Origin of the sequence: Gordonia heveisoli, from assembly GCF_030315745.1 — a bacterium.
GTDB lineage: Bacteria > Actinomycetota > Actinomycetes > Mycobacteriales > Mycobacteriaceae > Gordonia.
Window position 1 is genome coordinate 1 of the sequence record NZ_JASXSH010000020.1, and the last position, 26548, is coordinate 26548.

Sequence of the window (26548 nt, forward strand, 5' to 3'; positions counted from 1 at the left end):
AAGGCTATGCAGATGACCGACTCGCTCAACAACGCCTTCCGCGAGCTATGCGGCGATGTTCCCGAGGAACCGAGCAAGCCCGAGACCGAGCTAGAACGGTTCATGCGAGAGCAGTTCGGAGAGCCGGAGGCACCGCCGGCCGAGTCGAACTCGGCAGCAAAAGCGCTCTCGGACGCGCTGACCGAAACAGCAGCACGAACAACCGCCGAACCGACGCACGTGCGAGAACTCAACGACCTGGAACAGGCCGCTGTCTCGTCTGGGCGGCAAGCGATCGTCATGCCGCTCAACGGGTCTCAGGTCACCGATGCGGTAAAGCGGGCGGGCCAGTGACACCCCGAAAGCCGAAAGGGTTGGGGACCGAAGGCGCGAAACTGTGGAAAGCGGTAACCGCTGACTACGACCTCACGCCAGCAGAACTGACCCTTCTCGAACGAGCAGCACGCGAACTCGATGTCATCGCCCGACTACAGAACGCGGTCGACGAAGCCGACGAACTGTGGACCCGAGGATCGATGGGCCAACGAGTCGAACTCCCGGAGCTGAAAGAACTACGACTCCACACCGCGACATACCAGTCACTGATCCGACAACTCGACCTACCCGAGGACGACGGAGAAGTACTGGTCGTATCAGTTCGCAGCACCGGAGAACGGCGCATCGAATGGCAAAGCTGAAAGCTCAACAGACCGTCACAGACCCGGTCGGTACCGTGGTCAACGCACTTCCCGAGGCCCTCACCCGGCCTCGGGTCACCGGGTACGAAGGTCTGACCGAATGGGCCTCGGAGGTCAACCAGATCATCCGAGAACTCGACCTAGCCGAGATCGTCACCACCACCGACGTGCTCGAAGCGCTCGGTACGTCTGTTGCTGACTGGTACCTGAGATAGCCCCGGTTCTCAGACCGAGCTGAGCCGCTCTCGCAGGTCTTCGGGCACGTGGACATCGAAGAACACAGGATGAGACTCCGTCGGCTTCCGGCGGTTGCCTTCGGAGTCGATCCGTAGACCGACGGTTATCCCGGCGCGAACCAACATGTCGTGTCGTTCGTCGTCGGTCATCTCCGACCAGGCATCGCGGTAGGTTCTGCCGAGCGGGCGGAACTCCCAGTGAGCTTCGGTCGTCGGAGCCTGTTCTAGTTCGGCTAGCTGAGCGTCTTTCGCTTGTATCTGCTTCTGTAGCCGTTGTTTTCCGGACTCTGAGCTGAGAGTCCCGATCATCTCGGTCAAGTCGTCTAGGTCCGATAGAACCTGTCGGATCTCGTCGGACTTCGAATCTCCGGAGACCCACACCCGTTCGACCATCTCGTCGTCGCCGATCTCGTCTAGAACGAACTCTTCGACGTACGACATAGCGAGTTGCTCCGGGATAGGTGTCGACGAGCACTCGGGGCCGGGGGAGAACTCGACAGGGTGTCGGAGGTAGACGTATTCGTACTCCCGGATCTCTCCGGACTTCCGTTCCCGTTTGTGGGTACTTCTGTCGTAGTGCAACGGTCGTCGGCATCCGTGACAGACGACGATCCCGGCTAGCGGGGACGGTGCCGCACGTCGTCGGGGAGCGGTCTTCCCCTTTGGGGCTAACGCCTGTTGGACCTTCTCGAACTCGTCGAGCGTGACGAGCGGTTCACCGATCAGCACCGGGTTACCGGAGTCGTCACGGACGGTCTCGCCTTTGACTACCTGGTATCCAAGGAGTGCCTTGGACTTCAGAACTTGTCTGACGGTCTGTTGCTTCCAGGTCTTCGATGGATCGAACGGCTTTCCCCGTACAGCCTTCCGGTGTTCGGCGGGTATTGGCGTACCCGCTTCGTTGAGCCGTTTCACGGCGTAGGCAACGCCACGCCCATCGACTACGTCTCGGATCATCTCGTGGATGACGGCCTGTGCGGACTCGTCCACCGCTAGAACGAATCCGGGTCCGTCGGGGTTGTCGACAGGCTTGTATCCGTACGGGAATTGCCCGCCGGGCCAGCGTCCGAGCTGCCGAAGCTTCTGCCGACTCGCCAGTTGCCGTTCCCGGATCGCTTCGAGCTCGCCTTTCGCCAGACCCGAGAGGAGGCCAGCGATCATCTGTCCAACCCAGTTGGACATGTCGATGTTCTCGGTGACCGATACGAGCGACTTGTTGTGTTCGTCGGCCCAACCGAACAGAGCGTGTAGGTGGATCGAGCTTCGACCGAGGCGGTCGAGCTTCCACGCGGCTATCGCGTCGTAGGTGTCGATCAGATCTGGACTGGTCAGCCACCGCCCGAACTCCGGGGTTTTGAACGGGTCGATCGATCCCGAGACTCCGTCGTCTACCGCCCAACCGACGACGGTGTGGCCTTCGCGCTCAGCCCACTGTTCGACGACTTCGCGCTGACGCTCGACGGACGTAGATTCTTCAGTAGACCTCGACAACCGCACTCGACCAAGAACACGCATGTCAGGAGACTAGCAAGAGTTATGTGGAAGATCATGTTCTATCAACCGTGCATCCCGCCCAACACCGGGAACGCGATCAGGCTTGCCGCGAACACCGGCTGCGAACTGCACCTCATCGAGCCGCTCGGATTCTCGATGTCGGACGCACAGGTGAAGCGGGCGGGCCTGGACTATCACGAGATGGCGCATGTCACGGTGCATCCGGATCTGGCCACCGCATTCGCCACTCTGCAACCCGAACGCGTGTTCGCCTTCACCGCACATGCCACGCGGTATCACTCCGACGTCGAGTACCGCCCGGGCGACGTGCTGCTGTTCGGCCCCGAACCCACCGGCCTGCCCGACGAGGTGTTCGAGTTCGACGAGATCACCGACACCATCCGCATTCCGATGCTTCCCGCACGGCGATCACACAATCTGGCCAATGCGGCGAGTATCGCGGTCTATGAAGCTTGGCGGCAGAACGGCTTTCAGGGCGCCGTCTGACCACCAACGCGGCCCGGTCACCCGACGCGGAATCGTTTGGTGCGCGAGGTCGCGCCACCGATCAGCGCCACCTTGCTCTTGGGTACGCCCAGATGCGCGGCCAACACTTCCGCGACCGCCTTGTTCGCCCGGCCCTCGGTGGCCGGTTCCCGCACGAAGAGGATCAGCGATCCGTCCGGTCCTTCCTCGACCGCTGGCCCCTTGCGGCTGTTCGGTTTCACGGTCACCACTACCTGCTGCGACATGTCTCCCCTGTCATCTGCGGCCTCACTGCCAGTCCCTCGATCGGGTCCCCACCCGAAGATCCATGCGCTGCAACCGTTCTGCGACGATGGTTACCGCCCCCTCGGCATTCTGCACCCGGCCGCGGACGAGTAACGCCGACGCCGACTGCGCCAGCCCCCGATACTTCGACCACAATCCGACCGAGCAGACCACATTCACCATCCCCGTCTCGTCTTCGAGGTTGATGAAGGTGACCCCGGAGGCTGTCGCCGGCCGCTGCCGGTGCGTCACCGCACCTCCGACCAGTACGCGGGAGCCATCCGGAACCGACAATAGCCCCTCGGCCGGAACCACCCCCATCGCCTGCAGCCGGGGACGCAAGAACTGGGTGGGATAGGACGTCGGGGTGATCCCGGTCGCCCAGGCATCGGTGGCCGCGAGTTCGACCTCGGACAGACCCGGTAACGCCGGTGCCGCCGACGTCGGCGTCAGCGGCAGATGATCGGCCCGCACCTTGGCGGCCGCCCCCGCCTGCCACAGCGCCTGCCTGCGGCTGACACCGAATCCGTCGAAGGCGCCCGCACCCGCCAGGCCTTCCAGTTCCGGCTCGGTCAGCCCCACCCGCCGGGCCACATCGGTGATGTCGGTGAAATCACCCACTCCCCTGGCCTCGACGATCCGCTCGGCGACGTCGGTGCCGACCCCACGTATTCCGTCGAGCCCCAAGCGCACCTGCATTCCCTGATCTTCCAGGGTGGCGTGGGCCAGCGACAGGTTGATATCGGGCCGATGCACCGTGACTCCGTGCCGGCGGGCGTCGGCAACCAGTGACTGCGGGGAGTAGAAGCCCATCGGCTGTGCGCGTAGCAGTGCCGCACAGAAAGCGGCCGGGTGATGCAACTTGAACCACGACGAGTAGAAGACCAGCGAGGCGAAACTCTGCGAATGGCTTTCCGGAAAACCGAAATTCGCGAAGGCCGACATCTTCTCGTAGATACGATCGGCGACCTCACCGGTGATGCCGTGGAGTCGGTTCATCCCGTCGTAGAAGTCCTGCCGCAGCCGGTCCATCCGCTCCGGCGATCGTTTGGAGCCCATCGCCCGGCGCAACCGGTCGGCACCCGCGGCATCGAACCCGGCGACGTCGACGGCCAGTTGCATCAGCTGTTCTTGGAAGAGCGGGACACCCAGCGTGCGGTCGAGCGCGCGCCGCATCGACGGATGTTCGACACTCGGCGCCTCCAACCCATTGCGCCGACGGATGTAGGGATGCACCGACCCGCCCTGGATCGGGCCGGGCCGGATCAGCGCGACCTCGACCACCAGGTCGTAGAAACATTGAGGTTTCAGCCGGGGCAAGGTGGCCATCTGGGCTCGTGACTCCACCTGGAAAACGCCGACCGAGTCCGCTCGGCACAACATCTCGTAGACGGCCGGTTCACTCAGGTCGAGGGCGGCGAGATCGACCTCGATCCCCTTGTGTTCGGCGAGCAGGTCGATCGCGTAGTGCAGCGCCGACAACATGCCGAGGCCGAGTAGGTCGAATTTCACCAGCCCGATCGCCGCACAGTCGTCCTTGTCCCACTGCAGGACACTGCGATCGGCCATACGCGCCCATTCGGTGGGACAGACGTCGGCGATCGGCCGGTCGCAGATCACCATGCCACCGGAGTGAATACCCAGATGTCTTGGCATACCGGCGATCTCGGCAGCCAGCTCGGCGACGTCGGCCGGCGCCTCGTCGGGCGCCTTACTCCACGCATCCTGCTGGCCGGTCGCATATCCCAGCGCCCGCGCGGTGTCCCGAATCGCCGACCGCCGACGATAGGTGATGACGTTGGCGACCTGCGCACTGTAGTCGCGGCCGTAGCGCCGGTAGACGTATTGGATGGCCTCCTCACGTCGATCCGATTCGATGTCGACGTCGATATCGGGCGGGCCGTCGCGCTCTGGCGAGAGGAACCGCTCGAACAACAGCTTGTTCTCCACCGGATCGACATTGGTGATGCCGAGCGCGTAACAGACCGCCGAGTTGGCCGCACTCCCCCGGCCCTGACAGAGGATGTCGTTGTTCTTGCAGAAGTCGACGATGTCGGCGACCACCAGGAAGTAGCCCGGAAATGTCAGCGTCTCGATGATGGCCAGTTCGTGCTCGATCTGACGATAGGCCTGCGGCGCCTGCGATGGCGTGCCGTACCGGGTGCGCGCACGAGCCATGGTGAGTTCCCGCAGCCAGCCGATCTCGGTATAGCCTTCCGGTACCGCGAAGGGCGGCAACTGCGGTGCGATCAAACCGAGTTCGAAGGCGCAGTCGGCGGCGATGCCGACCGCATTGTCGATGGCATCTCGGTGCGCGGGCAGCAGCCGCGCCATCTCGTCACCGCTGCGCAGATGTGCACCGGCCACCCCGGGCATCCATCCCGCGATCGTCTCGATATCGGTCCGCGCCCGAACCGCGGCCATGGCCATGGCCAGCCGCCGGCGATGCGGGGCGGCGAAATGGGCGCCCGTGGTGGCCACCGTCGTCACCCCCGCCCGGAGGGCGAGTCCGGCGAGCGCCGCATTGCGTTCGTCGTCGTCGGGCAGCCCGTTCGCGGTGAGTTCGACCGCGACATTGTCCCGCCCGAATTCCTCGACGAGTCCGGCCAGCGTCGCCGCGGCGGCGCGCACGCCACCGCGGTCCAGTGCTCGGCGTACCGACCCTTTACGGCAGCCGGTCAGAATCAGCCAATGCCCGTCGCCCGCACCGGCCAACGCCGCGCGGTCATAGCGCAACAGCCCCTTCTCCCCGGCCACCATATGTGCGGCGGCGATCGTGCGGGACAGCCGCCGGTATCCTTCCCCGTCCCGAGCGAGCACCAGCAGATGCTCCCCGGGTGGATCCCGATGACCGGTTCGCGTGACATCCGGTTCCAGCGACAGTTCCGAGCCGAAGACCGTCGGCATCCCGAATTCCCTTGCCGCCTCGGCGAATCGGACGATGCCGTAAAAACCGTCGTGGTCGGTGACCGCCAGGGCCCGCAGGTCGAGGCGTTGCGCCTCCTCGACCATCTCCTCCGGCATCGACGCACCGTCGAGGAAGCTGTAGGCACTGTGCGCATGCAACTCGGCGTAGGCGATCGTCGACCTGCCACGCTCGATTCCCTCGGCCCGGTAGGTACCACGTTTGCGGGACCAGGCCGGACTGTCATTCCCGTCCCCGGCCGGATCACCCGCGGCCAGGCCGTCACCGGCGTGACCGCTGCGCACAGCGCTACCCGGCCCGAATGTCTCACCCGGCCGGTCGCCGGAACCCGGCGCCCGCCCCGAGAGCACCCGTTCCATCTCCGACCATGTCGGGGGTCCTTGATCCCAACCCACCACACCATTCTATCGAAAGTATGTTCGATAGCCAACGTGAGTGGCAGCTCACCCGACAAAGACATTGCCATTCGCCAATGTAAGTGTCACTCTGGGTACCAGATATCGCCACCAAGGCCCCGACAGTTCGATCGGATACATCACATGCCGAACTACTTCATCACCGGTGGAAGCGGTTTCATCGGCCGCCGGGTCATCGAACGACTACTCGTCGTCGAACCGACCGCAACCATCCACGCGCTGGTCCGCGAACAATCACGCACCAGATTCGTCGAATCCTTCATCGGTCACCCCGGCGCGGACCGCATCACACCGGTCACCGGCGACCTCACCGCCCCCGGGCTCGGACTCCGCCCCGGAGAAGACGGCGCCGACGATCTGCCCGACATCGACCACGTCATCCATCTCGCGGCGATCTACGACATGTCCGCCGACGCGGACGCACAACAGTCGGCCAACGTCGAGGGCACCGCTCGCGTCGCCGACTTCGCCCTCGCCCGCGGCGCACTGTGCCATCACATCTCCTCCATCGCGGTCGCCGGAGATCACCAAGGCCGGTTCACCGAACGTGATTTCGACGCCGGACAGGGCTTCCCGTCCCCCTATCACCGCACCAAATTCGAGGCCGAACGGATCATCCGGGAACGTGAGGGACTGCGCTGGCGGATCTATCGCCCCTCCGTGGTGGTCGGCGATTCCCGCACCGGCGAAATGGACAAGATCGACGGCCCGTACTACTTCTTCGGGCATCTCGGCGTGCTGGGCCGTCTGCCCTCGGCGATGCGAATCCCGATGCCCGACCTCGGGACCATCAACATGGTCCCAGTGGATTACGTGGTGCACGGCATCGTCGCCCTGCTCGGCGTCGACCCACAGCGCAGCGGGCTCGTCTTCCATCTCGGCGACACCCGTCGCCGGAGCATCACCGAGATGTACAACGCCATCGCCCCGGGTTTCGGTGCGCCCCAAGGGTTCAGTGTCATCCCTCACCGACTCGTCGAACCCGCACTGGTCCTGTCCGGACGAGGTCCGCTGCGCCTGGGCCGGAACGCGATCGCCGCGCAGCAGGGTATCCCGCCCGCCGTCCTGGACTCGTTGTCGTTGCCGGTCGACTTCCGCTCCGAGGCCACCCTGGCGACGCTGCGCGACCAGGGCATCACTCTGCCCGAACTCAACGAGTACGGACCCCGGCTGTGGCAGTACTGGGCCGACCACCTCGACCCGGCCCGCAACCGGCGGACCGATCGGCGCGGACCGCTGGTCGGCAAACACATCCTCGTCACCGGCGGCTCGAGCGGAATCGGGAAGTCGGTCGCCCGGATGTGCGTCACCCGCGGGGCCGACGTCATCATCGTCGCCCGCAACGCCGCCGAACTCGACGCCACCGTCGCCGAACTCAACGCCGCCTCTACCAAGAAGGGCATCCCACCGGGCCGCGCGACCGCCTACCAGTGCGACATCACCGACGAGGAGTCGGTGGCGTCGATGGTCAAGAGCATCCTCGCCGACCATGGCCACATCGACGTCCTGGTGAACAACGCCGGGCGGTCGATCAGACGCGCCACCCTCAACTCGGTGGACCGGATGCACGACTACCAGCGGGTGATGGCGGTGAACTACTTCGCCGCCGTCCGGCTGACGCTCGCCCTGCTCCCCCACATGGTGCAACGACAGAGCGGTCACGTGGTCAACGTGACCTCGATCGCGGTCCAGACACATGGACCGCGGTTCGGCGCCTACGCCGCGTCGAAGGCCGCCCTGGAGGCCTTCAGTGAGGCCACCGGCACCGAAACCCTGTCCGACCATGTGACTTTCACCAATGTCCGGCTGCCACTGGTGCGCACCCGGATGATCGCGCCGACCGAGGCCTACCGCAATCAGCCGGGCACCTGGGATGTCGACAAGGCCGCCTCGCGGGTACTCGAGGCGATCGTGCGCCGGCCACAACGCATCAGTTCGCCGGTGGGCACCCTCGCCGAAGTGGGTCGGCGGATCACGCCGAGACTGGTCCGGCGGGTGCTCCATCAGGAGTTCCTGATGTTCGACGAATCGGCCGCCGCGCTCGGAAAGAACACCGGTCGATCTCACTCGTAGACCCCTTCGACGATCCAGCCACCGGCGCGGTAACACAGCAGCAGTGCCCGGGCATCGTCGAGCAGAACCTGTGCGCGGGCGGTGATCCCGGCCGCGTCGGTGCCGGTCGGCCACGGCCCCGCCCACCAGTTCAGCCCCCAGCCGCGGCGGCCACCCGCCTGGGTGAGCGTGACCGGTTCGGCGGTGAACGCACCCCGGCCGGTCACCGACACCGGACGTCCGAGTCCGTCCAGCACCGCGACCTCGGCATCGGTCAGCACCGCCGGGGCCGGTTGCGGCAATCGGCCCGGCCAGGGTGCGTCCGGGTCCGCGGCGGGCACCTGCTCGTCACCGAGGGCCACCAGGGTCACCTGCTCCCCAGGTCCGCGACCGCCGCTGAGCACCGGCACCTGTACCGAGTCACCACCGAGTAGGCCCTGGATCCGCACCAGCGACCGGCGCGCACGTGCGTCGGCCTCGACATCGGCGACCCCGCCGGATCCGGTCAGCTCATATTGCAGCGCACCGGCTTCCACGAGTTCCACCGGTTCCAGCCGCAGGAAGGCGATCGGCGAATCCGGGCGATCCTCGGGCACCCGGCCGCTGCCTCGCCGACGCCCTTCGGTGAGCCAGCCCTCCAGCTGCCACCGAATCCGATCCGCGGTCGATTCCGGGGTCAGCGGCTGTGCGCAGCACCAGGTTCGCGAATGCCGTTGACCGCGTTCGGTTCTGGCCTCGATCGTCAGGCGGGTACAGGCCACCCCGGCCGCGACCAGCCCCCGATGCAGGGTGTCGGCGAGTTGCCTGCCGAGGAAGGCCGCCGCGTCGACCCGATCGATCGGCGGCTCACATGCCTGTTCGACGGCCACTTCCACCGGATCCCGCCGCCCCGACGGCACCCGCCCCGGCTGCGCGTTCGCCAGCCGGTGAGCCACCACCGCATCCGCCGGAAACCTGGTCGCGACATCGGCCGCCGACAGTGCTGCGAAGGCACCGATCGTCGAAATCCCCAGCCGGCGCAGCAGACCCACCAGCTCGGTCCGTGACGGATCACCCAGGCTCGGCTCGATGGCCAGATCCGCGACCGGCCGACCGGCCAGGAACTCCCGGTCACCACCGGATCCGACATGCGTTCCGCCGCGGGCGGCGAGCACCGCGGTGAACAGCTCGTCGGCGACCCCGGCCTGGGATTCGACGCCGCAGGCGGAGACCGCGTCGATCACCTCTTCGGCCATCCGTTCCTCCGTGCCGAAATAGCGGACCGCGCGGTCGCCGGGAACCACGAGCAGGCCCGGGCGCAGCACCTCCAGGGTCGGGACCACGTGCGCCACCGCCGAGACCACCGGTTCGAACAGCCGGCCGTCCCGGTTCTCGTCCGCGCTGATCACCGTCATCTCCGGGCAGGCCGCCTGTGCCTGCCGCTTTCGCATGCCGCGCCGGACCCCCAGTGCACGCGCCGACGCCGAACAGGCGACCACCCGATTCGCCGCCAGCACCGCCACCGGATCACGCGGGGAGAGTTGCGCATCGACGGCCGCCGCCATCGCAGGCCAGTCCGGACACCACAGGGCCAGCACCCGCCGGGGCGCCGCGGATCGTGACATCGTCTCCGCCATCGGTCAGTTCGCGACCGCGAGTTCTGGGCGAGCATCCCCCAGATGCACCAGCTCCACCTGCCGGGCCGCCCATTGGCCACGTGTCACCAGCTCCACCTCGACGGTGCCCGGCCGGCCGGAGCGGCGCGACACGGTCACCCGTAGACGCATTCCGCCGATGCGGCCGTACCCGTTACGGGCGGCGGTGAGATCCACGACCGATCGGTCCGGACTGTGCCGGTAGGTGATCACCTCCGCGTCCAGCCGCAGCTGCGCCCCCGGCCAGTCACCCCCGACCACCAGCAACACCGACGACTGCTTCCGCGCTCGGCCCTGCACCACCCGCGCACGCGATGGCGCGACGGCGGTACCGCGCGCCCCGAGCACCACCAGATCCATGCCGTCCAGCAGGACCGCGGCCACCTCCACCGGATCCAGTCCCGGCGCCGGGATCACCGCGATCCGCGACAGATCCGCCCCCATCTCCACCGCCGACAACAGATTGAGTCCGGGCAATCCCACGATCCCGACGCGGCCACCGGCCCCGGTCACCGAGGCGATCATCGCCACCAGCATCGAGTTCGCGCCACCGAGGCAGGCGACCGTGCCCCGTGGTATCCCGTTCTGCGGCAAGACCTCCGACAGACATTCCGGCATCACCAGCGCATCCGCCGACCGGTCCGGCCGCTCCGGCGACCGACGATCGGGATCACCGGACAGGACCGCCATCTGCCTGCGTAATCCCGCCAGCGCATCGGCATGCACCCGCTGCGCGTGCGCCCGCTGCGATGAAATTGCTTCCGGTGAAAAACCCATGTCGACCCTCCAGAACCGCGATGAGAACAGCGCAGCCGGGAAGGTGCTGCATCGAACATACTTTCGATGCCTCGATCGTAGGACCGGCCACCGACAAGCGTCAACATCGCAGGTCACCGCCACTACCGATCCGGAGATCGGGAGACCGGAGTCAGAACAGCGTCAGCGCCTGCTGCAGCTCGGGCTTCGCCACCGGCTCGATGTCGCCGGCATTCTCGGTGCGCAGTCCGGCCAGTCCATGCCGCTCCACAATCGGCACCATGCGCTCCCGCAGCCACGACGAATATTCCGGCGTCACATACGCCCCACGGCCGTACAGGCCGCGATAGCGACGCACCAAGGCCGGATGCTGTTCGGCCAGCCACTCCAGGAACCAGGGTTTCGTCGCACCGCGCAGATGCATGGGAAAGGCGGTCACCCCGGACGCCCCGGCCGCGGCGAGCTCTCCCAGTAGTTCATCCAGATGCGCCGCCGAATCGGTCAGGTAGGGAATCACCGGCGCCAGCATCACCTGTGGCGCGAAGCCGGCATCGGCCACCTCCCGGATCAGCGCCAGCCGCGCGCGCGGCGACGGGGTGCCCGGCTCGATCTGCTTCTGCAGGTCGTCGTCGAAGATCGCCAGCGAGATGGCGATACTCACCGGGACCTCGCCGGCCGCCTGGCGCAGCTGCGGCAGATCCCGCCGCAACAGCGTGCCCTTGGTGAGGATCGAGAACGGGGTCCGCGCCTCGGTCAGCGCCGAGATCACCCCGGGCATCAGCCGATACCGCCCTTCGGCCCGCTGGTAGGGATCGGTGTTGGTACCGAGCGCGACCGTCTCGCGCGTCCACGACCGTCGCCTCAGCTCTCGACGCAACACGGCCGCGACATTGAGCTTCACCACGACCTGGGTGTCGAAGTCCTTACCGGCGTCGAGGTCCAGATACTCGTGCGTCGGACGCGCGAAACAGTACCGGCAGGCGTGCGTACACCCACGAAAGGTGTTGACGGTGAAGCGAAACGGCAGATGTGCGGTATCCGGTACCCGATTGAGCGCACTCTTGGCGAGCACCTCGTGAAAGGTGATCCCCTCGAAATCCGGGGAACGCACCGAACGAACCAGACCCGAGCGCGCAAACCCGGGGAACGCACCGTCGTCGGCGTCGACCGCCTGCTCCGACCATCGCATAGCGCGAGTCGAACATATGTACGACTACGATGTCAAGTGGGTCGCTCGGCGGTATCCGCCCCCGCTATCATCGCCGTTATGCCCACCGAGTCCGGAAACCACCGCAGGCCAGGCCCCCAGTACCTGGTTGCCGGACGATACCGGCTGCAATCGCACATCGGCGGCGGCGGTATGGGCACCGTCTGGCTCGCCCGCGATCAACTACTCGACCGCGAGGTCGCGGTCAAACAGGTCGTCTCCACCGAGGGTATGTCGGAGGAATCGGCAGACAACATCCGGCAACGCGCCATGCGTGAGGGCCGGATCGCTGCCAAACTCTCCCACCGCAACGCCATCGCCATGCACGACGTGGCACTCGATCGCGGTGAACCATGGCTGGTGATGGAGTATCTCCCCTCCCGGAGTGTGGCCGAGATTCTGCATGACACAGGAACTCTCAGCATCACCGAGGCCGCACAGATCGGCGCGCAGGTGGCCGACGCGATGACCGAGGCGCACGCGGCGGGCATCGTGCACCGCGACATCAAACCCGGCAACATCCTCATCGCCACCGGAGCCCGGATCGCCGGGCTGGTCAAGATCACCGACTTCGGGATCTCGCGCGCCAAGGACGATGTCTCCCTCACCCAGACCGGCGTCATCACCGGCACTCCGGCCTATTTCGCCCCGGAAGTCGCCCGCGGCTCCGAAACCGCCGAACCCTCCGACGTCTACTCCCTCGGGGCGACGGTCTACACCATGGTCGAGGGCGAGCCGCCCTTCGGACTCGATGAGAACTCGCTGGTACTGCTCCATCGCGTGGCCCGTGCACAGATCAAGCCGATGACCAGAGCCGGCGAGCTCGAACCGGTGCTGTTGCAGCTACTGGAACCGAGCCCCACCCGACGACCCACCATGGAGGAAGCTCGCAACCTCCTCGCCGAGGTGGCCGCGGGTACCCATCGCACCACGGCTCAGATCCTCGTCACCCCGCTCCGGCCGCCCGGACTCATCGGTTCTCCGTCGGGCCCCTCCGCCCAGACCCTACTCCCGCCCACGGGCAATCCGTCCACCCGCGTCGGTCCACCGTCGACGCCGGGCTCCGCCTTCGCGCCGACCATGACGCCACAGCCGTTCATGCCCGAACCACCGGTCCACCAGCCGTATACGAGTCCCTACGACCCGATCCCCGGTGTCCGCCCGTCCTCGACCTCACCGACCAGACTCGCCCTCGCGGTCTTCGGCTGCTTCCTCGTCATCGCGATCATCGCGGTGCTCGTGGTCGCACTGCTGAAGTAGCCGCCCACCGGGCGTCGTCAGCCGATATGGCGGGTGGCCGCCCACCGGGTCAACGCATTCCGATTGGACTGCTGCGTCTTTCGCAACACGTTGGAGGCATGCGTCTCGACCGTCTTGATCGAGATGAAGAGTTCCTCGGCGATCTCGCGGTAGGTGTATCCGCGGGCGAGCAACCGCAGCACCTCCAGCTCACGGCGGGTCAGCGAATCCAGTTCCGGATCCAGCGGCGGTTCCGGTGCACTCGACTTGCCGGTGAAGGAATCGAGCACGAAGCCGGCCAGCCGTGGACTGAACACCGCATCGCCATCCGCGACCCGGCGAACCGCGTCAGCCAGGTCACCACCGCTGATCGTCTTGGTCACATAGCCACGGGCGCCCGCCCGGATGGTCGCGATGACGTCCTCGGCCGCATCGGACACGCTGAGCGCCAAGAAGACCGGGGCCTGCGCTCCCAGCGCATCACTCACCCCACGCAACACCGACACGCCACCCCCACCGGGCATGTGTACGTCGAGCAGCACGACGTCGGGACGGGACGCGACAATCGCCTCGACCGCCTCGGGCACCGTGCCGGCCTCCCCGACGACCCGTAGCCCCGACTCCCCCGCCAGTTCCGCGCGGACGCCCGAGCGGAAGACCGCATGGTCGTCGACGAGGAAGACCCCACACCTGCGTCCCTGCTCGGGTTCCATCGCTGTAGCCGGATCACCCACACCCGGATCATTCACACCCGGATCACTCACACCCCGATCACTCACACCCGATGCCCTCTCTCCTGCTGCCGAGAATCCACTCGTTCACCATCTCTGTTCGGACTGTCCTTACCGCCAGACCCGGACACGTCACCCCTCGGCATCGACAATCGCACATTCGTCCCGCGCCCCGGTACCGAGTCGACATGTGCGCTGCCCCCGGCGCGTTCGATCCGAGCGGTGATCGAGCGGGCCACTCCCTGCCGGTCGGCGGGTACCGCGGCCGCGTCGAAACCCTTACCGCGATCCCGGATGAAGACCTCCACGGTCTGTTCCCGAACCGCGGTTTCGCGATCGGGGGCATCGCCGTCGCCCTCCGGGAGTTCGTCGTCGGGAACCTCGCAATAGACATCGACCGACCGTTCCCCAGAATGCTTGGCGGCGTTGATCAATGCCTCGCGTGTCGCCCCGATGACCGCCGCCCAGCGTTTGTCGTCCAGATCGGGACGCAGATCGCCGACGGTGACCACCTCGACCTCCACCCCGTAGGTGTCCTCCACCTCGCCCGCGACCTCACGCAACGCCCCGGCGAGCGACGCGGAGTGCCTCGCCGGGTCGCCGAACAGCCAGGTGCGCAACTCCCGCTCCTGACTGCGGGCCAGGCGCGCCACCTCCTCGGGTCGCTGCGCCCGCTTCTGGATCAGTGCGAGGGTCTGCAGTACCGAGTCGTGCAGGTGTGACGCGATCTCCTCGCGTTCAGCGTTCCGGATCCGTGCGGCCCGCTCCTCGTTGAGTGCCCGCCACAACCGCATCCACAACGGGACGGTCAGCAATGACACCCCGACCAGGGTGGCGACCACCGCCAGCAGCGTCGTGTTCAGACCGCCGAAGGAGCGGTTACCCGCGACCACCACGACGACCAGTCCACCGATCACCAGCACCGCGCCACCGATCACCCGCGTCCAGGTCAGCACCAATGTTCGCGGCGCACGGGCCGACGTATCGAATTCCCGCCACACCAGACTCGCGCCGATCGCGATGAACACGAAAGGCACCAGATATTCGGCCGCGGTTCCCGACGCGGCGAAACCGACCACCGACATCGCCACCAGGCCCAACACCGCCAGCCCCAGCGACTGTCTGCGCACACCAGGCGCCGGCGGCGCGGTGTCCTGGCCCGGCGGACAGAAGAACCACAGCAGGCCGTAGGCGAGCACCCCCGCCCCGGCGAGCGCCGCCAGCACCACGAAGACCACCCGCACGCGGAAGACGTCGACGCCCAAATGGTCGGCGATACCGCCCGCCACCCCGCCGATGACACGACCACCGTCACGCCGCACCAGACGCGGCGCCGGCTCGATCTGTACGGGGCGGCTCACCACTCGATGGTGGCACGAAAATCCGGTCAGGCACATCAGGGTCCACCCCGGTTCTCCATCTCCGGGGATATCTCAGGGTGACACCCGATGCGCAGTCACCACCACGATGACCATGATGGGCAGCATGGACACCAAGCTCTTCCAGGAGCGACTCGAACGCCTGTGGGCGACCCGGCCGGTCCGCCCGTCCGAGCCGCGCACCATCGCCGGAGTCGCCACCGGCATCGGCGCGCGATATCGAGTCGATCCCACTCTGGTGAAGGTGGCCTTTGTCGTCGCCGCACTCTTCGGGGGCAGCGGACTGTTGCTCTACCTGGCCGCCTGGATCGCCTTTCCGGCGGCGAGCAACGTCAGCTACGCCAACGGCAACACCACCGGACCGACCGCCCGCCCGTGGGGACACCGGCACCACCGACCGTGGCACCGACCCCGGTTCCTGCTGTTCGTGGTCTTCGCGATCGTCGTCATCACCTCCTTCGGCCCCAACCGCGCGTGGGGCTCGGGTGGCATCGTCGGCGCTCTACTCCTCCTGATCGGATGGTGGCTGCTGTTCATGCGAACCCCGACACCCCCGCCGGGCACCTCGGTGGACACCCGGCCGGCGCCCGCGCCCGCACCGGTGGCCGACGGTTTCCAGCGCTGGATACCCCGCGGCATGACAACCCCGGAAAGTACCGGCTACCAGCCGAATACGATGTCGCAACGCTGGCAGGCCACCGGCGCGGGCACCCCGACCCCTGCCTCCACGCCGACCGCCGTCACGACGCCCACGACAGCTACGGCGAACGCCGAGGAGACCACCGGTCTGGCAACGCCCGCCACCGACACCCCAGGCACTGATCCCGGCGACGTGCTGTCGGAGCAGCCACCGGCCTGGGATCCGTTGGGTACCGCCCGATTCGCCTGGGATCTCCCCGAACCGTCCGACCCACAACCACCTGAACCGAAGGCCGCACGCCAGCGGCGATCACCACTCACCCTCATCGTCATCGGTCTGGCGATCATCGTCGCGGCCATCGGCGCCGCCGCCAACAATGCGGGCGCCGACTGGTTCACCACGGGCCGAGTCCTATCACTGTCGCTGTTCGTCGTCGGTGCCGGACTCGTCGGCGGTGCGCTGCGCCGCCGCAGCACCGGTCGGCACAGCAGTGGCCTGGTCCCGGTCGCGCTGGGCCTAGGTGCGGCCGTCGTGATCGCGACGGCCGGATCCCACGGCTTCACCGGGCTGATTCCCCCGGGTGGGGTCGGGGAACGGAACTGGAAACCGATCGCGGAGACCGACATCAAACCCGAGTACAGCCTCGGCATGGGCGACATGACCCTGGATCTTCGCCACATCACACTCACCGCAGACCGGACAGTCCGCCTGCGCGCCGGACTCGGCCAGATCACCGTCCACGTACCCCCGACGATGAATGTCCGGGCCGACTGCAGCACCACCGTCGGCGACTACAGCTGCCCGGACGGCCTCGACGGCGGCAGCGACGGTAACCCCGGGCCGGTACTGACCGTCGAAGCACACGCCACCATGGGAAATGTGGAGATCAGCCGATGAACGCGAACCCCGCCGAGCACACCGACCCCGGCACCGAAACCGTCGACAATCGCCACCGCTCACCGGGACTGGTGATCATCGGCATCGCCGCACTGCTGGTCGCGGGCTGGGGGCTGGCGGACGGCCCCGCGCTGCCCGACACCGCCGATCTCGGATGGGTCGCGGTCGCCGCCGGTTTGCTCATCGGCCTGGTGCTGATCGTCACCGGCACCCGGTCACAACGCTGAGAGAAGCCCGCGGGCTCACTCCCACTCGATGGTGCCCGGCGGCTTGCTCGTCACGTCGAGGACGACGCGGTTGACGTCGGGCACCTCGTTGGTGATGCGGGTGGAGATCACCTCGAGCACCTCGTAGGGCACTCGCGTCCAGTCCGCGGTCATGGCGTCCTCGCTGGAGACCGGCCGCAGCACGATCGGATGGCCGTAGGTACGGCCGTCGCCCTGGACGCCGACGCTGCGCACGTCGGCCAGCAGCACCACCGGGCACTGCCAGATCTGGTTGTCCAGTCCGGCCGCGGTCAGCTCCTCGCGGGCGATCAGGTCGGCCTTGCGCAGGATCTCCAGCCGGTCCGCGGTCACCTCGCCGACGATCCGGATGGCCAGGCCCGGCCCCGGGAACGGCTGCCGCCCGACGATCTCCTCGGGAAGACCGAGTTCCCTGCCGACCGCGCGCACCTCGTCCTTGAACAGCAACCGCAGCGGCTCGACCAGGCTGAACTCCAGATCTTCGGGCAGACCGCCGACATTGTGGTGGCTCTTGATGTTCGCGGTACCGCTGCCACCACCGGATTCGACGACGTCGGGATACAGCGTGCCCTGCACCAGGAAATCGACCTTGCGTCCATCGGAGGCATGCTCGCCGAGGACATCGGAGACCGCACCTTCGAAGGAGCGGATGAACTCGCGGCCGATGATCTTGCGCTTGGCCTCGGGATCGCTGACCCCGGCCAGTTCGGAAAGGAAGGTCTCCTCGGCGTCGACCGTCACCAGTTTGGCACCGGTCGAGGCGACGAAGTCGTGCTGGACCTGCTCGCGTTCACCCGCGCGCAGCAGACCGTGGTCGACGAAAACACAGGTCAGCCGGTCGCCGATGGCGCGCTGCACCAGTGCCGCGGCGACCGCCGAATCCACCCCGCCCGAGAGTCCGCAGATGGCCAGTCCGTCGTCGCCGATCTGGTCGGCCACCGCATCGATCAGGCTGTCCGCGATATTCGCCGGTGTCCAGGTCGCCTCGAGGCCGGCGATCTCGTACAGGAACCGGGTCAGCACCTGCTGGCCGTGCGGGCTGTGCAGGACCTCCGGGTGATATTGCACGCCGGCCATCTTGCGCTCGACGGACTCGAAGGCGGCGACCGGTGCACCCGGCGTCGAACCGGTGACCTCGAAGCCTTCCGGAGCGACCTGTACGGCGTCGTTGTGGCTCATCCACACCGGCTGCGTCTCGCTGAGCCCCTGATGCAGCACACCGGTGCCGGTGGCAGTCATCGTCGTGCGGCCGAATTCGCGACCGCCGGTGTTCGCGACCTCACCACCGAGCTGGCGGGCCATCGACTGGAAGCCGTAGCAGATACCGAAGACCGGAATGCCCAGGTCGTAGATGCCATCATCGACCGTCGGCGCGTTCTCGGCGTATACCGACGACGGCCCACCGGACAGGATGATCGCGACCGGGTTCTTCGCGGAGAACTCGGCGAGCGACGCGTCGTGCGCGATGACCTCGGAGTAGATCCGCGCCTCGCGGACGCGACGCGCGATGAGCTGGGCGTACTGGGCCCCGAAATCGACAACCAGAACCGGGCGCGGACCTTCGAGGAAGTCCGGAGCAGCAGAATCCGTCACTGTTGAGAGTGTAGTCGGCGTATGCCGCGCGATCGGCCCGGGCCGCCCGACGCCGAATGGTGACGTGGGATACTGAGCAATCGTCATGGACACATTCCCCGAATCCGACCGGCCGACGCGCCGACGCGCCGCCCTGTCGCTCTCCATCACCAACATCACTCAGGCGGCCGTTTTCGCCGCACTGATCGCCGTACTCGGCATACCCGGCTCGTTCAACCTGGCCAGCGGTGTTCCGATCACCTTGCAGTCGATGGGTGTCATGCTCGCCGGCGCCGTCCTCGGCCCCAAGAAGGGCACCCTCGCGGTCGTCATCTTCATGGCGCTCGCGATCGCCGGCCTGCCGATCCTCGCCGGCGGCCGCAACGGCCAGACCGCACTCAGTTCCCCGACCGCCGGATACTTCCTCGGATTCCTGCCCGCGGTGATCGTGATCGGCGTGGCAACGGCTTTCATGATGCCGCGCTACCGACTGTGGCTCGGGATGATCATCAACGTCGTCGGCGGCGCCCTGGTGATCTACGCCTGCGGCACCATCGGACTCATGGTGCGCACCGACATGTCGTTGCGCCAGACCATCACCACCAATGGGCCGTTCATCGTCGGCGACCTCATCAAGGCCGCGGTGACGACCGTCGTGGCGCAGCAGGTACACCGCGGACGTCCCGGCCTGATCGCCCCGCTCCGCTTACGCCGCAACCGATCTCCGCGACAACTATGACCAGTGTCGTCTTCGACACGGTCGCGCACGCCTTCGGTGACCGGCCGGTGCTCCGCGATATCAGCGTGGAGCTGACCGAACGCCGGATCGGGATCGTCGGCGCCAACGGCAGCGGCAAGTCGACGATGGCGCGGATGATGAACGGGCTGATCCTGCCCGAGTCCGGGACGGTCACCGTGAACGGGATGAACGTCGCCAAGAACAAACGTAAGGTACGCCGGGAAGTCGGGTTCATCTTCTCCGACCCCGACCGGCAGATCATCATGCCGACGGTCGCCGAGGACATCGAGCTGTCGCTGACCCGTACGGTCGGCGACAAACAGGTTCGTCGTACACGCGCCCGGGCGGTGCTCGCCGACTTCGGGCTGGCCGACCACGCAGATCAGCCGGCCCATACGTTGTCCGGCGGACAGAAGCAACTCCTGGCACTGGCCGCGATCATGGTGCTCGGCCCCTCGATCCTCGTCGCCGACGAGCCGACCACCATGCTCGATCTCCGCAATGCACTGATGCTGCGCGACGTACTCGCCGGCCTCGATGAGCAGGTCATCGTGGCCACCCACGACCTGGAGATGCTCACCGACTTCGACCGGGTTCTCGTGATGGACGACGGGATGATCGTCGCCGATGACGATCCCACCGCCGCGGTCGCCTTCTACCGGAGCCGCATGTCGTCGTGAGCATGCTGGGCACCTACGTCCCCGGCCGGTCGCCGATCCATCGGCTACCGGCCGGGTTCAAACTGCTCGCCCTGTTCGGCTCGATCATCGCGATGACGCTGAGCGTCCACACCCTCCTCGGTGTCGCGATCAGTTGCGCGTGCGTGGTGGCGACCTTCGCACTGGCCGGGGTCGGACCGCGTCAGGCGTGGCCGTTGATGCGCGGCGCGGTCTGGGTCGTCGGGATCGTGCTGGTGATGCAGTTGATCATCACCGACTGGCAGCGTGCGGTGGTGGTGTGCACCGTCCTCATCGCCGCTATCGCCCTCGCGGCGGTCGTCACCCTGACCACCCGCACCGCCGACATGCTCGACGCGATGATGAAAGCCCTTGCACCCCTGGCCCGGTTCGGAGTCCGCACCGACCTCATCGCCATGGCGCTGGCGCTCACCATCCGCTCGATCCCACTGATCGCCGAGATCGCCGTGCAGGTCGATCAGGCGCGGCGGGCACGTGGCCTGCGAGCCGGCCCGCGTGTGCTCGTGGTGCCCGTCGTCTTGGCCGCGCTGGCCACCGCGGACGGTTTCGCCGACACCCTGGCCGCCCGCGGGCTGGACTGATCCGCCGGGAGATCTCAGCTCGTCAATGCGGGGAAGACCGCCTCGGCGAGCAGCGGCGCGAGATCGGTGCGCTCCCGGAATTCGCCGTCCTCGACGCGCTGCCACCGGATCTCGGCGATCTCCGCCGACGGTGCGGCGTTCGTCAGCGGGAGCGGGTAGGTGAACACGGTCGCGTGGACCAGCGTCCGGGATTCGTTGGCCGCCGCAGTGGTGAACGTACCCAGGTACGTGAGCAGATCGATGTCGAGTTCGACGTCGAGTTCCTCGCGTGTCTCCCGGACCGCAGTCTGCACCGCCGTCTCACCGGCTTCGGGTTTGCCACCGGGGAACATGAATCTTGTGGTGCCACGTTTCCGGACGGTCAGGACCGCGCCGTCGGCGCCGCGAAGGACGACCGCGCTGACCACGATGACGTCGTCGGGTATTCGGGAACTCACCCCGGAACCTTAACCGGCACGGCGCTGGCCCGGCGGCCAGGCGATGCTCAACCCCAGTAACTCAACCCCAATAGCTCAGCCTGCCGACGCCGACCGCTGGATCGGAGTGATCGACAGGCGTAGCGCACCGGGGGCGTCGGCGGGCACCACCGGGGACACCGGGGCGACCGCGGCCAGCCGACGGTAGGGCGAGCCCTGCGCCGGACGCTGGTCTGCCTCACCCTTGTTGGGCCACAACGAGATCGCCCGCTCTGCCTGTGCGCAGATCGACAGTGAGGGGTTGACGCCAAGGTTCGCGCTGATCGCCGCACCGTCGGTGATGTGCAGCGTCGGATAGTTCCACACGCGGTGATACGCGTCGATGACACCGGCACCGGGATCGTCGGAGATCGCACAGCCACCGAGATAATGCGCTGTCAACGGCATGTTCACCAGGTCGCCCCAGGTGCCGCCGGCGAGTCCGTTCGGGAGCTTCTCCGCCACCCGGCGGGTGGCCTCGTTGCCCTTGGGGATCCACGTCGGATTCGGTTCACCGATCCCCTGCTTGGAGGTGATGTAGCGCAACGGGCCACGTTTGCGGACGAAGGTGGTCAGCGAATTGTTGTTGTTCTGCATGACCAGTGCGATGACGGTGCGCTGACTCCACTTGCGCACCACCAGCAGCCGCACCAGGAGGAACGGATTCTTCGCGACCTGCTTGAGGAACTGTCCGACCCGGTTGCCGATGCTGCCACCATCGGTCAGCGCGGTCTGGAGATAGGCGATCGCGTTGGAACCCTTGCCATATCGCACCGGCTCGATATGGGTGTTCGACTCCGGATGGAAGGAGGATGTGATCGCGACCCCGTGCGAATAGTCATGTGCCGGATCGTATTTCCCGGCCATCGCACCCAGGATCGACTCGGAGTTGGTGCGGGTCAGCTCACCCATCGCATCCGAGATGGCCGGTAGCGTCGACTGCTTGGCGTGATGCATCAGTCGCTGGGTGTTGAAGGTGCCGGCGGCGACGATCACCTGCCCGGCGGTGTAGGTGCGCGCGGCGCGTCCCAGCGGCCCCCACGACGACGAACCGTGCGTACCGATCGCCCACGTGCCGTCCGGCCGCTGCTCGAGGGAATCCACGGTGGTGCGGGCGATGATCCGCGCACCGTTGCGCTCGGCCAGGCCGAGGTAGTTCTTCATCAAGGTGTTCTTGGCGCCCACCCGGCAGCCCGTCATGCATGCTCCGCATTCGGTGCAGGCGGTCCGTGCCGGGCCCGCGCCCCCGAAGTAGGGATCGGCCACGGTCTCACCGGGCTGTCCGGCCAATCCTGTCTTGGCACCGAAGAACACACCCACCGGTGTCGCGGTGAACGTATCCCCGACACCCATCTCGTCGGCGACCTCCTTCATCACCCGATCGGATTCGGTGAAGGTCGGGTTGGTGACCACCCCGAGCATCCGGCGTGCCTGCTCGTAGTGGGGCGTCAGCTCCGATTCCCAGTCGGTGATGTGCGACCACTGCGGGTCGGTGAAGAACGGCGTCGGCGGCTTGTACAGGGTGTTCGCATAGTTCAGCGAACCACCACCGACCCCGGCACCGGCCAGGATCATCACATCCTTGAGTGCGTGGATGCGCTGGATGCCGTACAGGCCCAGCTTGGGCGCCCAGAGCCACTTGTTCAGTCGCCAGCTGGTCTTCGCGAAGTCGTCATCCTCGAAACGACGGCCCGCCTCGATGACCCCGACCCGATACCCCTTCTCGACCAGGCGCAATGCACTGACACTGCCCCCGAAACCGGATCCGATGATCAGTACGTCGAAATCGGTGGAGGCGGTGGTACCGGGAGTAGCAGAGACTGACATACGACCATGCTAACGGCCGTTGTCACATAACTGATACCTTAGGTCCTCCTTACCGGCAGGATCAGCCGCGTACCGACAAACCGACCTTCTGGAACTCCTTCAGGTCGCAATAACCGGCCTTGGCCATCGCACGACGCAGCGCGCCGACCAGGTTCAGCTCACCGAACGGGTCGTCGGACGGGCCGTTGAGTACCCGCTCCAGCGAGGGGCGCTCTTCCTCGGCGGCAACCTGCAACAGCGCACCGCGCGGGGTGTCGGGATGGGCGGCAGCCGACGGCCAGTACCAGCCCCGACCAGGAGCCGACGACGTCGCTGCCAGCGCAGTACCGAGGACCGCGGCGTCGGCACCGCAGGCGATGGCCTTCACCAGATCGCCGGAGGTGTGGATGTCGCCGTCGGCGATGACGTGCACGTAGCGGCCGCCGGTCTCGTCGAGATAGTCGCGGCGCGCGGCCGCGGCATCGGCGATCGCGGTCGCCATCGGCACGCCCAGGCCGAGCACCTCGCCGGTCGTCGTCGCACCCGCCGCCGACCCGTAGCCGACGATCACACCGGCCGCGCCGGTCCGCATCAGATGCAGCGCCGTGCGGTGATCGTGCACCCCACCGGCGACCACCGGGATGTCGAGGTCGGCGATGAAGGTCTTGAGGTTCAACGGCTCTCGCTGAGTGCCGTCGGAATCCACCTGTGCCACATGCTCCGCCGAGATGATCGTGCCGTGCACCACAAGCAGTTCGACACCGGCCGCGAGCAATGCAGGTGTCAGTTCCGGCGCATGCTGCGGGCTGACGCGCACCGCGGTGGTGACACCGGCCTCGCGCACCCGGGTGACGGCTTCGCCGAGCAGCCCGCTGTCGAGCGGCGCGGCATGCAGCTGTTGCAGGAAACGCACTGCCGCATAGGGATCGGGATCCTCATTCGCAATCGCGATGAGTTCGGCGATCTTCGCCTCGACGTCGCGGTGACGAGCCCACAGGCCCTCACCGTTGATCACGCCGAGCGCGCCGAGCCTGCCCAGCTCGATGGCCATCTCGGGAGACGCCAGCGCGTCGGTGGGGTGGCTCAGGATCGGGGCCTCGAACCGGTAGGCATCCAGCTGCCACGCGGTCGAGACGTCCTTGGACGAACGGGTCCGCCGAGACGGCACGATGCTGATGTCATCCAGCTCGTAGGTCCGTCGGGCTGTTCTGCCCATGCCGATTTCAACGAGATCACGCACCGGTGCGCCTTTCTCTTTCCTTTGTGCTCACACGAACGACGACTGCACCCAGTCGGGTCAGCGGGTGTAGTAGTTGGGCGCCTCGGCGGTCAGGGTGATGTCGTGCGGATGCGATTCCTTGAGCCCGGCCGCCGTGATCTGCACGAACTGAGCTTCCTGCAATCCGGCGATGGTCGTCGATCCGGTGTAGCCCATGGCCGCCCGCAGGCCGCCGACGAGCTGATGGATGACCTGGCCGAGCGGGCCGCGGAACGGCACGCGCCCCTCGATGCCCTCGGGGACCAGTTTCTCCTCCTTGAGGACGTCATCCTGGAAGTAGCGGTCCTTGGAGTACGACTTGCCCTGGCCGCGGCCCTGCATCGCGCCGAGCGAACCCATGCCGCGGTAGCTCTTGAACTGCTTGCCGTTGACCAGGATCAGCTCACCCGGCGATTCCGCGGTGCCGGCGAGCAACGACCCGAGCATGGCGGTCGAGGCACCGGCGGCCAACGCCTTGGCGATGTCACCCGAGTACTGCAGCCCACCGTCGGCGATGACCGGGACGTCGGCCTTCTTGCAGGCGGCGACGGCTTCGAGGATCGCGGTGATCTGCGGGGCGCCCACACCGGCGACGACACGCGTGGTGCAGATCGAACCCGGACCGACGCCCACCTTCACCGCATCCGCGCCGGCGTCGATGAGGGCCTGGGCCGCCTCACGCGTCGCGACGTTGCCACCGACGATCTCGACCCGGTCCCCCACCTCGGCCTTGAGCTTGGCGACCATGTCGAGCACCAGACGATTGTGAGCGTGCGCGGTGTCGACGATGATGACATCGGCACCGGCATCGGCGAGCGCCATCGCACGGCCCCACTGCGGTTCCCCGGTACCGACCGCGGCACCCACCAGCAGCCGCCCGTCGGCGTCCTTGGTCGCCAGCGGATGCTGCTCGGTCTTGACGAAATCCTTCACGGTGATCAGACCCGTCAGCCGACCGTTGCCGTCGACGATCGGGAGCTTCTCCACCTTGTTGCGGCGCAGCAGTCCGAGCGCGGCCTCCGCGGACACCCCTTCCTGCGCGGTGATCAGCGGGGACTTGGTCATGACCTCGGACACCGGACGGTTGAGGTCGACCTCGAAACGCATGTCGCGATTGGTGATGATCCCGACGAGTTCACCGCGGCCGTCGACCACCGGCAGACCCGAGATGCGGTACCGGGCGCACATCGCATCGACCTCGGCGAGGGTGTCGGTCGGCGAGCAGGTGACCGGGTCGGTGACCATGCCTGCCTCGGACCGCTTCACGGTTTCGACCTGCGAGGCCTGGGCCTCGATGGACAGGTTCCGGTGCAGCACGCCCATGCCACCGGCCCGGGCCATGGCGATCGCCATCCGCGACTCGGTCACGGTGTCCATCGCAGAACTCACCAGCGGGACCCGCAGACTGATCTTCTTCGTCACCCGCGAGGAGGTGTCCACCTCGCTGGGGATCACGTCGGAAGCCGCGGGCAGCAACAGCACGTCGTCAAAGGTCAGGCCGAGCATCGCGACCTTGTTGGGATCGTCTCCACCGGTACGAACAGGGGTCATCGGTCCATGGTATCGGCTCCCGCGACCCGATTTGGCCGTCCCGCCCGCCGCGCGGCGTGAGACTCGTCATGTCAGACTGTTGGATTTCGCATCGAACCGTGGGGATGCGTGCGGGTGTGGGCATCGGGAATCGGCTACCGTGGTGATGTGCGTGACCACCTGCCACCCGGCCTTCCGCCGGATCCGTTCGCCGACGACCCCAGCGACCCCGCAGCGGCCCTGGACTCGGTCGAACCCGGCATCCCCCTCGACGAGACCGAACGAGTCGCGGTCGAAGAAGATCTCGCCGACCTCGCCGTCTACGAGGCCCTCCTGTCCCATCGCGGTATCCGTGGTCTGGTCGTGGTCTGCGAGGACTGCCACGAAGACCACTATCACGACTGGGACATGCTGCGCGCCAACCTGCTTCAGCTCCTGATCGACGGCACCGTCCGTCCGCATGAGCCGGCTGTCGACCCGCGACCGGACACCTACGTGACCTGGGACTACTGCCGGGGCTATGCGGACGCACACAGTCACTTCGACGACGAACGCTGAGTACGCGAGCCGAGCCTACGAGCGTTGAGCCGGCCGACTCATAGCTCGGCT

At 66.9% G+C, this 26548-nt stretch carries 25 protein-coding genes; 12 read left to right on the plus strand and 13 right to left on the minus strand.

The window, feature by feature from the left end; genetic code table 11:
* The 3 genes from QSJ18_RS16130 to QSJ18_RS16140 all read left to right on the plus strand — a co-directional run.
* Nucleotides 1-333: hypothetical protein (locus tag QSJ18_RS16130; RefSeq protein ID WP_286327603.1), on the plus strand; the 333-nt coding region annotated here is incomplete at its 5' end.
* Entirely contained in the window at nt 330-677 is a 348-nt protein-coding gene (locus QSJ18_RS16135; protein WP_286327604.1) for a hypothetical protein, read from the plus strand. The genes QSJ18_RS16130 and QSJ18_RS16135, both read left to right, overlap by 4 nt.
* Nucleotides 665-892 (plus strand): hypothetical protein, encoded by a 228-nt coding sequence (locus QSJ18_RS16140; protein ID WP_286327605.1) that lies wholly within the window; start codon nt 665-667, stop codon nt 890-892. Before QSJ18_RS16135 ends, QSJ18_RS16140 begins: the two co-directional genes overlap by 13 nt.
* Nucleotides 893-901: 9 nt before the next feature.
* Here QSJ18_RS16140 and QSJ18_RS16145 read toward each other — a convergent pair whose 3' ends face one another.
* Nucleotides 902-2428 carry a recombinase family protein gene (locus QSJ18_RS16145; RefSeq protein ID WP_286327606.1) on the minus strand — a complete coding sequence of 509 codons (1527 nt, stop codon included), beginning with the start codon at nt 2426-2428 and terminating at the stop codon, nt 902-904.
* Nucleotides 2429-2449: 21 nt separating this feature from the next.
* On the opposite strand from QSJ18_RS16145, the gene QSJ18_RS16150 reads away from it, so the two are divergent.
* Nucleotides 2450-2914 carry a tRNA (cytidine(34)-2'-O)-methyltransferase gene (locus QSJ18_RS16150; RefSeq protein ID WP_286327607.1) on the plus strand — a complete coding sequence of 155 codons (465 nt, stop codon included), beginning with the start codon at nt 2450-2452 and terminating at the stop codon, nt 2912-2914.
* Nucleotides 2915-2931: 17 nt separating this feature from the next.
* Here the strand turns inward: QSJ18_RS16150 and QSJ18_RS16155 are convergent, their stop codons facing one another.
* Nucleotides 2932-3159: a DUF167 domain-containing protein gene (locus QSJ18_RS16155; RefSeq protein ID WP_286327608.1), complete on the minus strand. Its 228-nt coding sequence runs from the start codon at nt 3157-3159 to the stop codon at nt 2932-2934.
* A 22-nt stretch (nt 3160-3181) separates the two neighbouring features.
* A complete protein-coding gene (locus QSJ18_RS16160; protein ID WP_286327610.1) occupies nt 3182-6499 on the minus strand; it encodes an error-prone DNA polymerase in 3318 nt (1105 codons plus the stop codon).
* 144 nt (nt 6500-6643) lie between these two features.
* Between QSJ18_RS16160 and QSJ18_RS16165 the strand changes: the two genes are divergently transcribed.
* The gene (locus QSJ18_RS16165) at nt 6644-8593 is read left to right on the plus strand and encodes an SDR family oxidoreductase (RefSeq protein ID WP_286327611.1); all 1950 of its coding nucleotides are present in this window, start codon (nt 6644-6646) and stop codon (nt 8591-8593) included.
* On the opposite strand, the gene QSJ18_RS16170 is transcribed toward QSJ18_RS16165, so the two are convergent.
* From QSJ18_RS16170 to QSJ18_RS16180, 3 genes are all read right to left on the minus strand, one after another.
* Nucleotides 8584-10176: a DNA polymerase Y family protein gene (locus QSJ18_RS16170; protein ID WP_286327612.1), complete on the minus strand. Its 1593-nt coding sequence runs from the start codon at nt 10174-10176 to the stop codon at nt 8584-8586. The two genes, QSJ18_RS16165 and QSJ18_RS16170, sit on opposite strands and share 10 nt — an antisense overlap.
* 15 nt (nt 10177-10191) lie before the next feature.
* Nucleotides 10192-10983, minus strand: coding sequence for a hypothetical protein (locus QSJ18_RS16175; RefSeq protein ID WP_286327614.1), 792 nt, complete (start codon nt 10981-10983; stop codon nt 10192-10194).
* A gap of 151 nt (nt 10984-11134) precedes the next feature.
* Nucleotides 11135-12151, minus strand: a complete 1017-nt coding sequence (locus QSJ18_RS16180) for an Rv2578c family radical SAM protein (RefSeq protein ID WP_286327615.1) — start codon at nt 12149-12151, stop codon at nt 11135-11137.
* A 78-nt stretch (nt 12152-12229) separates the two neighbouring features.
* Between QSJ18_RS16180 and QSJ18_RS16185 the strand changes: the two genes are divergently transcribed.
* Nucleotides 12230-13429 carry a serine/threonine-protein kinase gene (locus QSJ18_RS16185; RefSeq protein WP_286327616.1) on the plus strand — a complete coding sequence of 400 codons (1200 nt, stop codon included), beginning with the start codon at nt 12230-12232 and terminating at the stop codon, nt 13427-13429.
* Between the two features lie 17 nt (nt 13430-13446).
* Here QSJ18_RS16185 and QSJ18_RS16190 read toward each other — a convergent pair whose 3' ends face one another.
* Nucleotides 13447-14121, minus strand: a complete 675-nt coding sequence (locus tag QSJ18_RS16190) for a response regulator (protein ID WP_286327696.1) — start codon at nt 14119-14121, stop codon at nt 13447-13449.
* 62 nt (nt 14122-14183) lie between these two features.
* Nucleotides 14184-15536, minus strand: a complete 1353-nt coding sequence (locus QSJ18_RS16195; RefSeq protein ID WP_286327617.1) for an ATP-binding protein — start codon at nt 15534-15536, stop codon at nt 14184-14186.
* A gap of 88 nt (nt 15537-15624) precedes the next feature.
* Between QSJ18_RS16195 and QSJ18_RS16200 the strand changes: the two genes are divergently transcribed.
* Together QSJ18_RS16200 and QSJ18_RS16205 are read left to right on the plus strand one after the other, a co-directional pair.
* A complete protein-coding gene (locus tag QSJ18_RS16200; protein ID WP_353507219.1) occupies nt 15625-17055 on the plus strand; it encodes a PspC domain-containing protein in 1431 nt (476 codons plus the stop codon).
* Nucleotides 17052-17282, plus strand: a complete 231-nt coding sequence (locus tag QSJ18_RS16205; protein WP_286327619.1) for a hypothetical protein — start codon at nt 17052-17054, stop codon at nt 17280-17282. Before QSJ18_RS16200 ends, QSJ18_RS16205 begins: the two co-directional genes overlap by 4 nt.
* A 15-nt stretch (nt 17283-17297) precedes the next feature.
* On the opposite strand, the gene guaA is transcribed toward QSJ18_RS16205, so the two are convergent.
* Nucleotides 17298-18893: a glutamine-hydrolyzing GMP synthase gene (gene guaA / locus QSJ18_RS16210; protein ID WP_286327620.1), complete on the minus strand. Its 1596-nt coding sequence runs from the start codon at nt 18891-18893 to the stop codon at nt 17298-17300.
* A gap of 85 nt (nt 18894-18978) precedes the next feature.
* On the opposite strand from guaA, the gene QSJ18_RS16215 reads away from it, so the two are divergent.
* Genes QSJ18_RS16215 through QSJ18_RS16225 form a run of 3 tightly spaced genes read left to right on the plus strand, consistent with a single transcriptional unit; the run spans nt 18979 to nt 20890 of the window.
* Complete coding sequence (locus QSJ18_RS16215; RefSeq protein ID WP_286327621.1) at nt 18979-19611, plus strand: biotin transporter BioY; 633 nt, start codon at nt 18979-18981, stop codon at nt 19609-19611.
* Entirely contained in the window at nt 19608-20291 is a 684-nt protein-coding gene (locus QSJ18_RS16220; RefSeq protein WP_286327622.1) for an energy-coupling factor ABC transporter ATP-binding protein, read from the plus strand. The genes QSJ18_RS16215 and QSJ18_RS16220 overlap by 4 nt, the downstream gene beginning before the upstream one ends.
* Complete coding sequence (locus tag QSJ18_RS16225; RefSeq protein WP_286327623.1) at nt 20288-20890, plus strand: energy-coupling factor transporter transmembrane component T family protein; 603 nt, start codon at nt 20288-20290, stop codon at nt 20888-20890. The genes QSJ18_RS16220 and QSJ18_RS16225 overlap by 4 nt, the downstream gene beginning before the upstream one ends.
* Before the next feature lie 14 nt (nt 20891-20904).
* On the opposite strand, the gene QSJ18_RS16230 is transcribed toward QSJ18_RS16225, so the two are convergent.
* The 4 genes from QSJ18_RS16230 to guaB all read right to left on the minus strand — a co-directional run bounded on the left by QSJ18_RS16230 (nt 20905) and on the right by guaB (nt 25960).
* Nucleotides 20905-21327 carry an NUDIX hydrolase gene (locus QSJ18_RS16230; RefSeq protein ID WP_286327624.1) on the minus strand — a complete coding sequence of 141 codons (423 nt, stop codon included), beginning with the start codon at nt 21325-21327 and terminating at the stop codon, nt 20905-20907.
* 75 nt (nt 21328-21402) lie between these two features.
* Entirely contained in the window at nt 21403-23172 is a 1770-nt protein-coding gene (locus QSJ18_RS16235; RefSeq protein ID WP_286327626.1) for a GMC family oxidoreductase, read from the minus strand.
* A gap of 61 nt (nt 23173-23233) precedes the next feature.
* Nucleotides 23234-24391, minus strand: coding sequence for a GuaB3 family IMP dehydrogenase-related protein (locus tag QSJ18_RS16240; protein ID WP_286327627.1), 1158 nt, complete (start codon nt 24389-24391; stop codon nt 23234-23236).
* Nucleotides 24392-24448: 57 nt separating this feature from the next.
* A complete protein-coding gene (guaB, locus tag QSJ18_RS16245) occupies nt 24449-25960 on the minus strand; it encodes an IMP dehydrogenase (RefSeq protein WP_286327628.1) in 1512 nt (503 codons plus the stop codon).
* 147 nt (nt 25961-26107) lie between these two features.
* Between guaB and QSJ18_RS16250 the strand changes: the two genes are divergently transcribed.
* Nucleotides 26108-26497: a DUF5319 domain-containing protein gene (locus tag QSJ18_RS16250; protein ID WP_286327629.1), complete on the plus strand. Its 390-nt coding sequence runs from the start codon at nt 26108-26110 to the stop codon at nt 26495-26497.
* Nucleotides 26498-26548 lie beyond the last annotated feature (51 nt).

Excerpts from the sequence above, each read along its gene's own strand:
- QSJ18_RS16175 (WP_286327614.1), bottom strand. The coding sequence starts at position 10,983 with ATGGGTTTTTCACCGGAAGCAATTTCATCGCAGCGGGCGCACGCGCAG.
- QSJ18_RS16165 (WP_286327611.1), top strand. The coding sequence starts at position 6,644 with ATGCCGAACTACTTCATCACCGGTGGAAGCGGTTTCATCGGCCGCCGG.
- QSJ18_RS16200 (WP_353507219.1), top strand. The coding sequence starts at position 15,625 with ATGGACACCAAGCTCTTCCAGGAGCGACTCGAACGCCTGTGGGCGACC.
- QSJ18_RS16235 (WP_286327626.1), bottom strand. The coding sequence starts at position 23,172 with ATGTCAGTCTCTGCTACTCCCGGTACCACCGCCTCCACCGATTTCGAC.
- QSJ18_RS16205 (WP_286327619.1), top strand. The coding sequence starts at position 17,052 with ATGAACGCGAACCCCGCCGAGCACACCGACCCCGGCACCGAAACCGTC.
- QSJ18_RS16155 (WP_286327608.1), bottom strand. The coding sequence starts at position 3,159 with ATGTCGCAGCAGGTAGTGGTGACCGTGAAACCGAACAGCCGCAAGGGG.
- QSJ18_RS16220 (WP_286327622.1), top strand. The coding sequence starts at position 19,608 with ATGACCAGTGTCGTCTTCGACACGGTCGCGCACGCCTTCGGTGACCGG.
- guaB (WP_286327628.1), bottom strand. The coding sequence starts at position 25,960 with ATGACCCCTGTTCGTACCGGTGGAGACGATCCCAACAAGGTCGCGATG.
- QSJ18_RS16180 (WP_286327615.1), bottom strand. The coding sequence starts at position 12,151 with ATGCGATGGTCGGAGCAGGCGGTCGACGCCGACGACGGTGCGTTCCCC.
- QSJ18_RS16145 (WP_286327606.1), bottom strand. The coding sequence starts at position 2,428 with ATGCGTGTTCTTGGTCGAGTGCGGTTGTCGAGGTCTACTGAAGAATCT.
- QSJ18_RS16190 (WP_286327696.1), bottom strand. The coding sequence starts at position 14,121 with ATGGAACCCGAGCAGGGACGCAGGTGTGGGGTCTTCCTCGTCGACGAC.
- QSJ18_RS16140 (WP_286327605.1), top strand. The coding sequence starts at position 665 with ATGGCAAAGCTGAAAGCTCAACAGACCGTCACAGACCCGGTCGGTACC.
- QSJ18_RS16150 (WP_286327607.1), top strand. The coding sequence starts at position 2,450 with ATGTGGAAGATCATGTTCTATCAACCGTGCATCCCGCCCAACACCGGG.
- QSJ18_RS16170 (WP_286327612.1), bottom strand. The coding sequence starts at position 10,176 with ATGTCACGATCCGCGGCGCCCCGGCGGGTGCTGGCCCTGTGGTGTCCG.
- QSJ18_RS16185 (WP_286327616.1), top strand. The coding sequence starts at position 12,230 with ATGCCCACCGAGTCCGGAAACCACCGCAGGCCAGGCCCCCAGTACCTG.
- QSJ18_RS16215 (WP_286327621.1), top strand. The coding sequence starts at position 18,979 with ATGGACACATTCCCCGAATCCGACCGGCCGACGCGCCGACGCGCCGCC.
- QSJ18_RS16195 (WP_286327617.1), bottom strand. The coding sequence starts at position 15,536 with ATGTGCCTGACCGGATTTTCGTGCCACCATCGAGTGGTGAGCCGCCCC.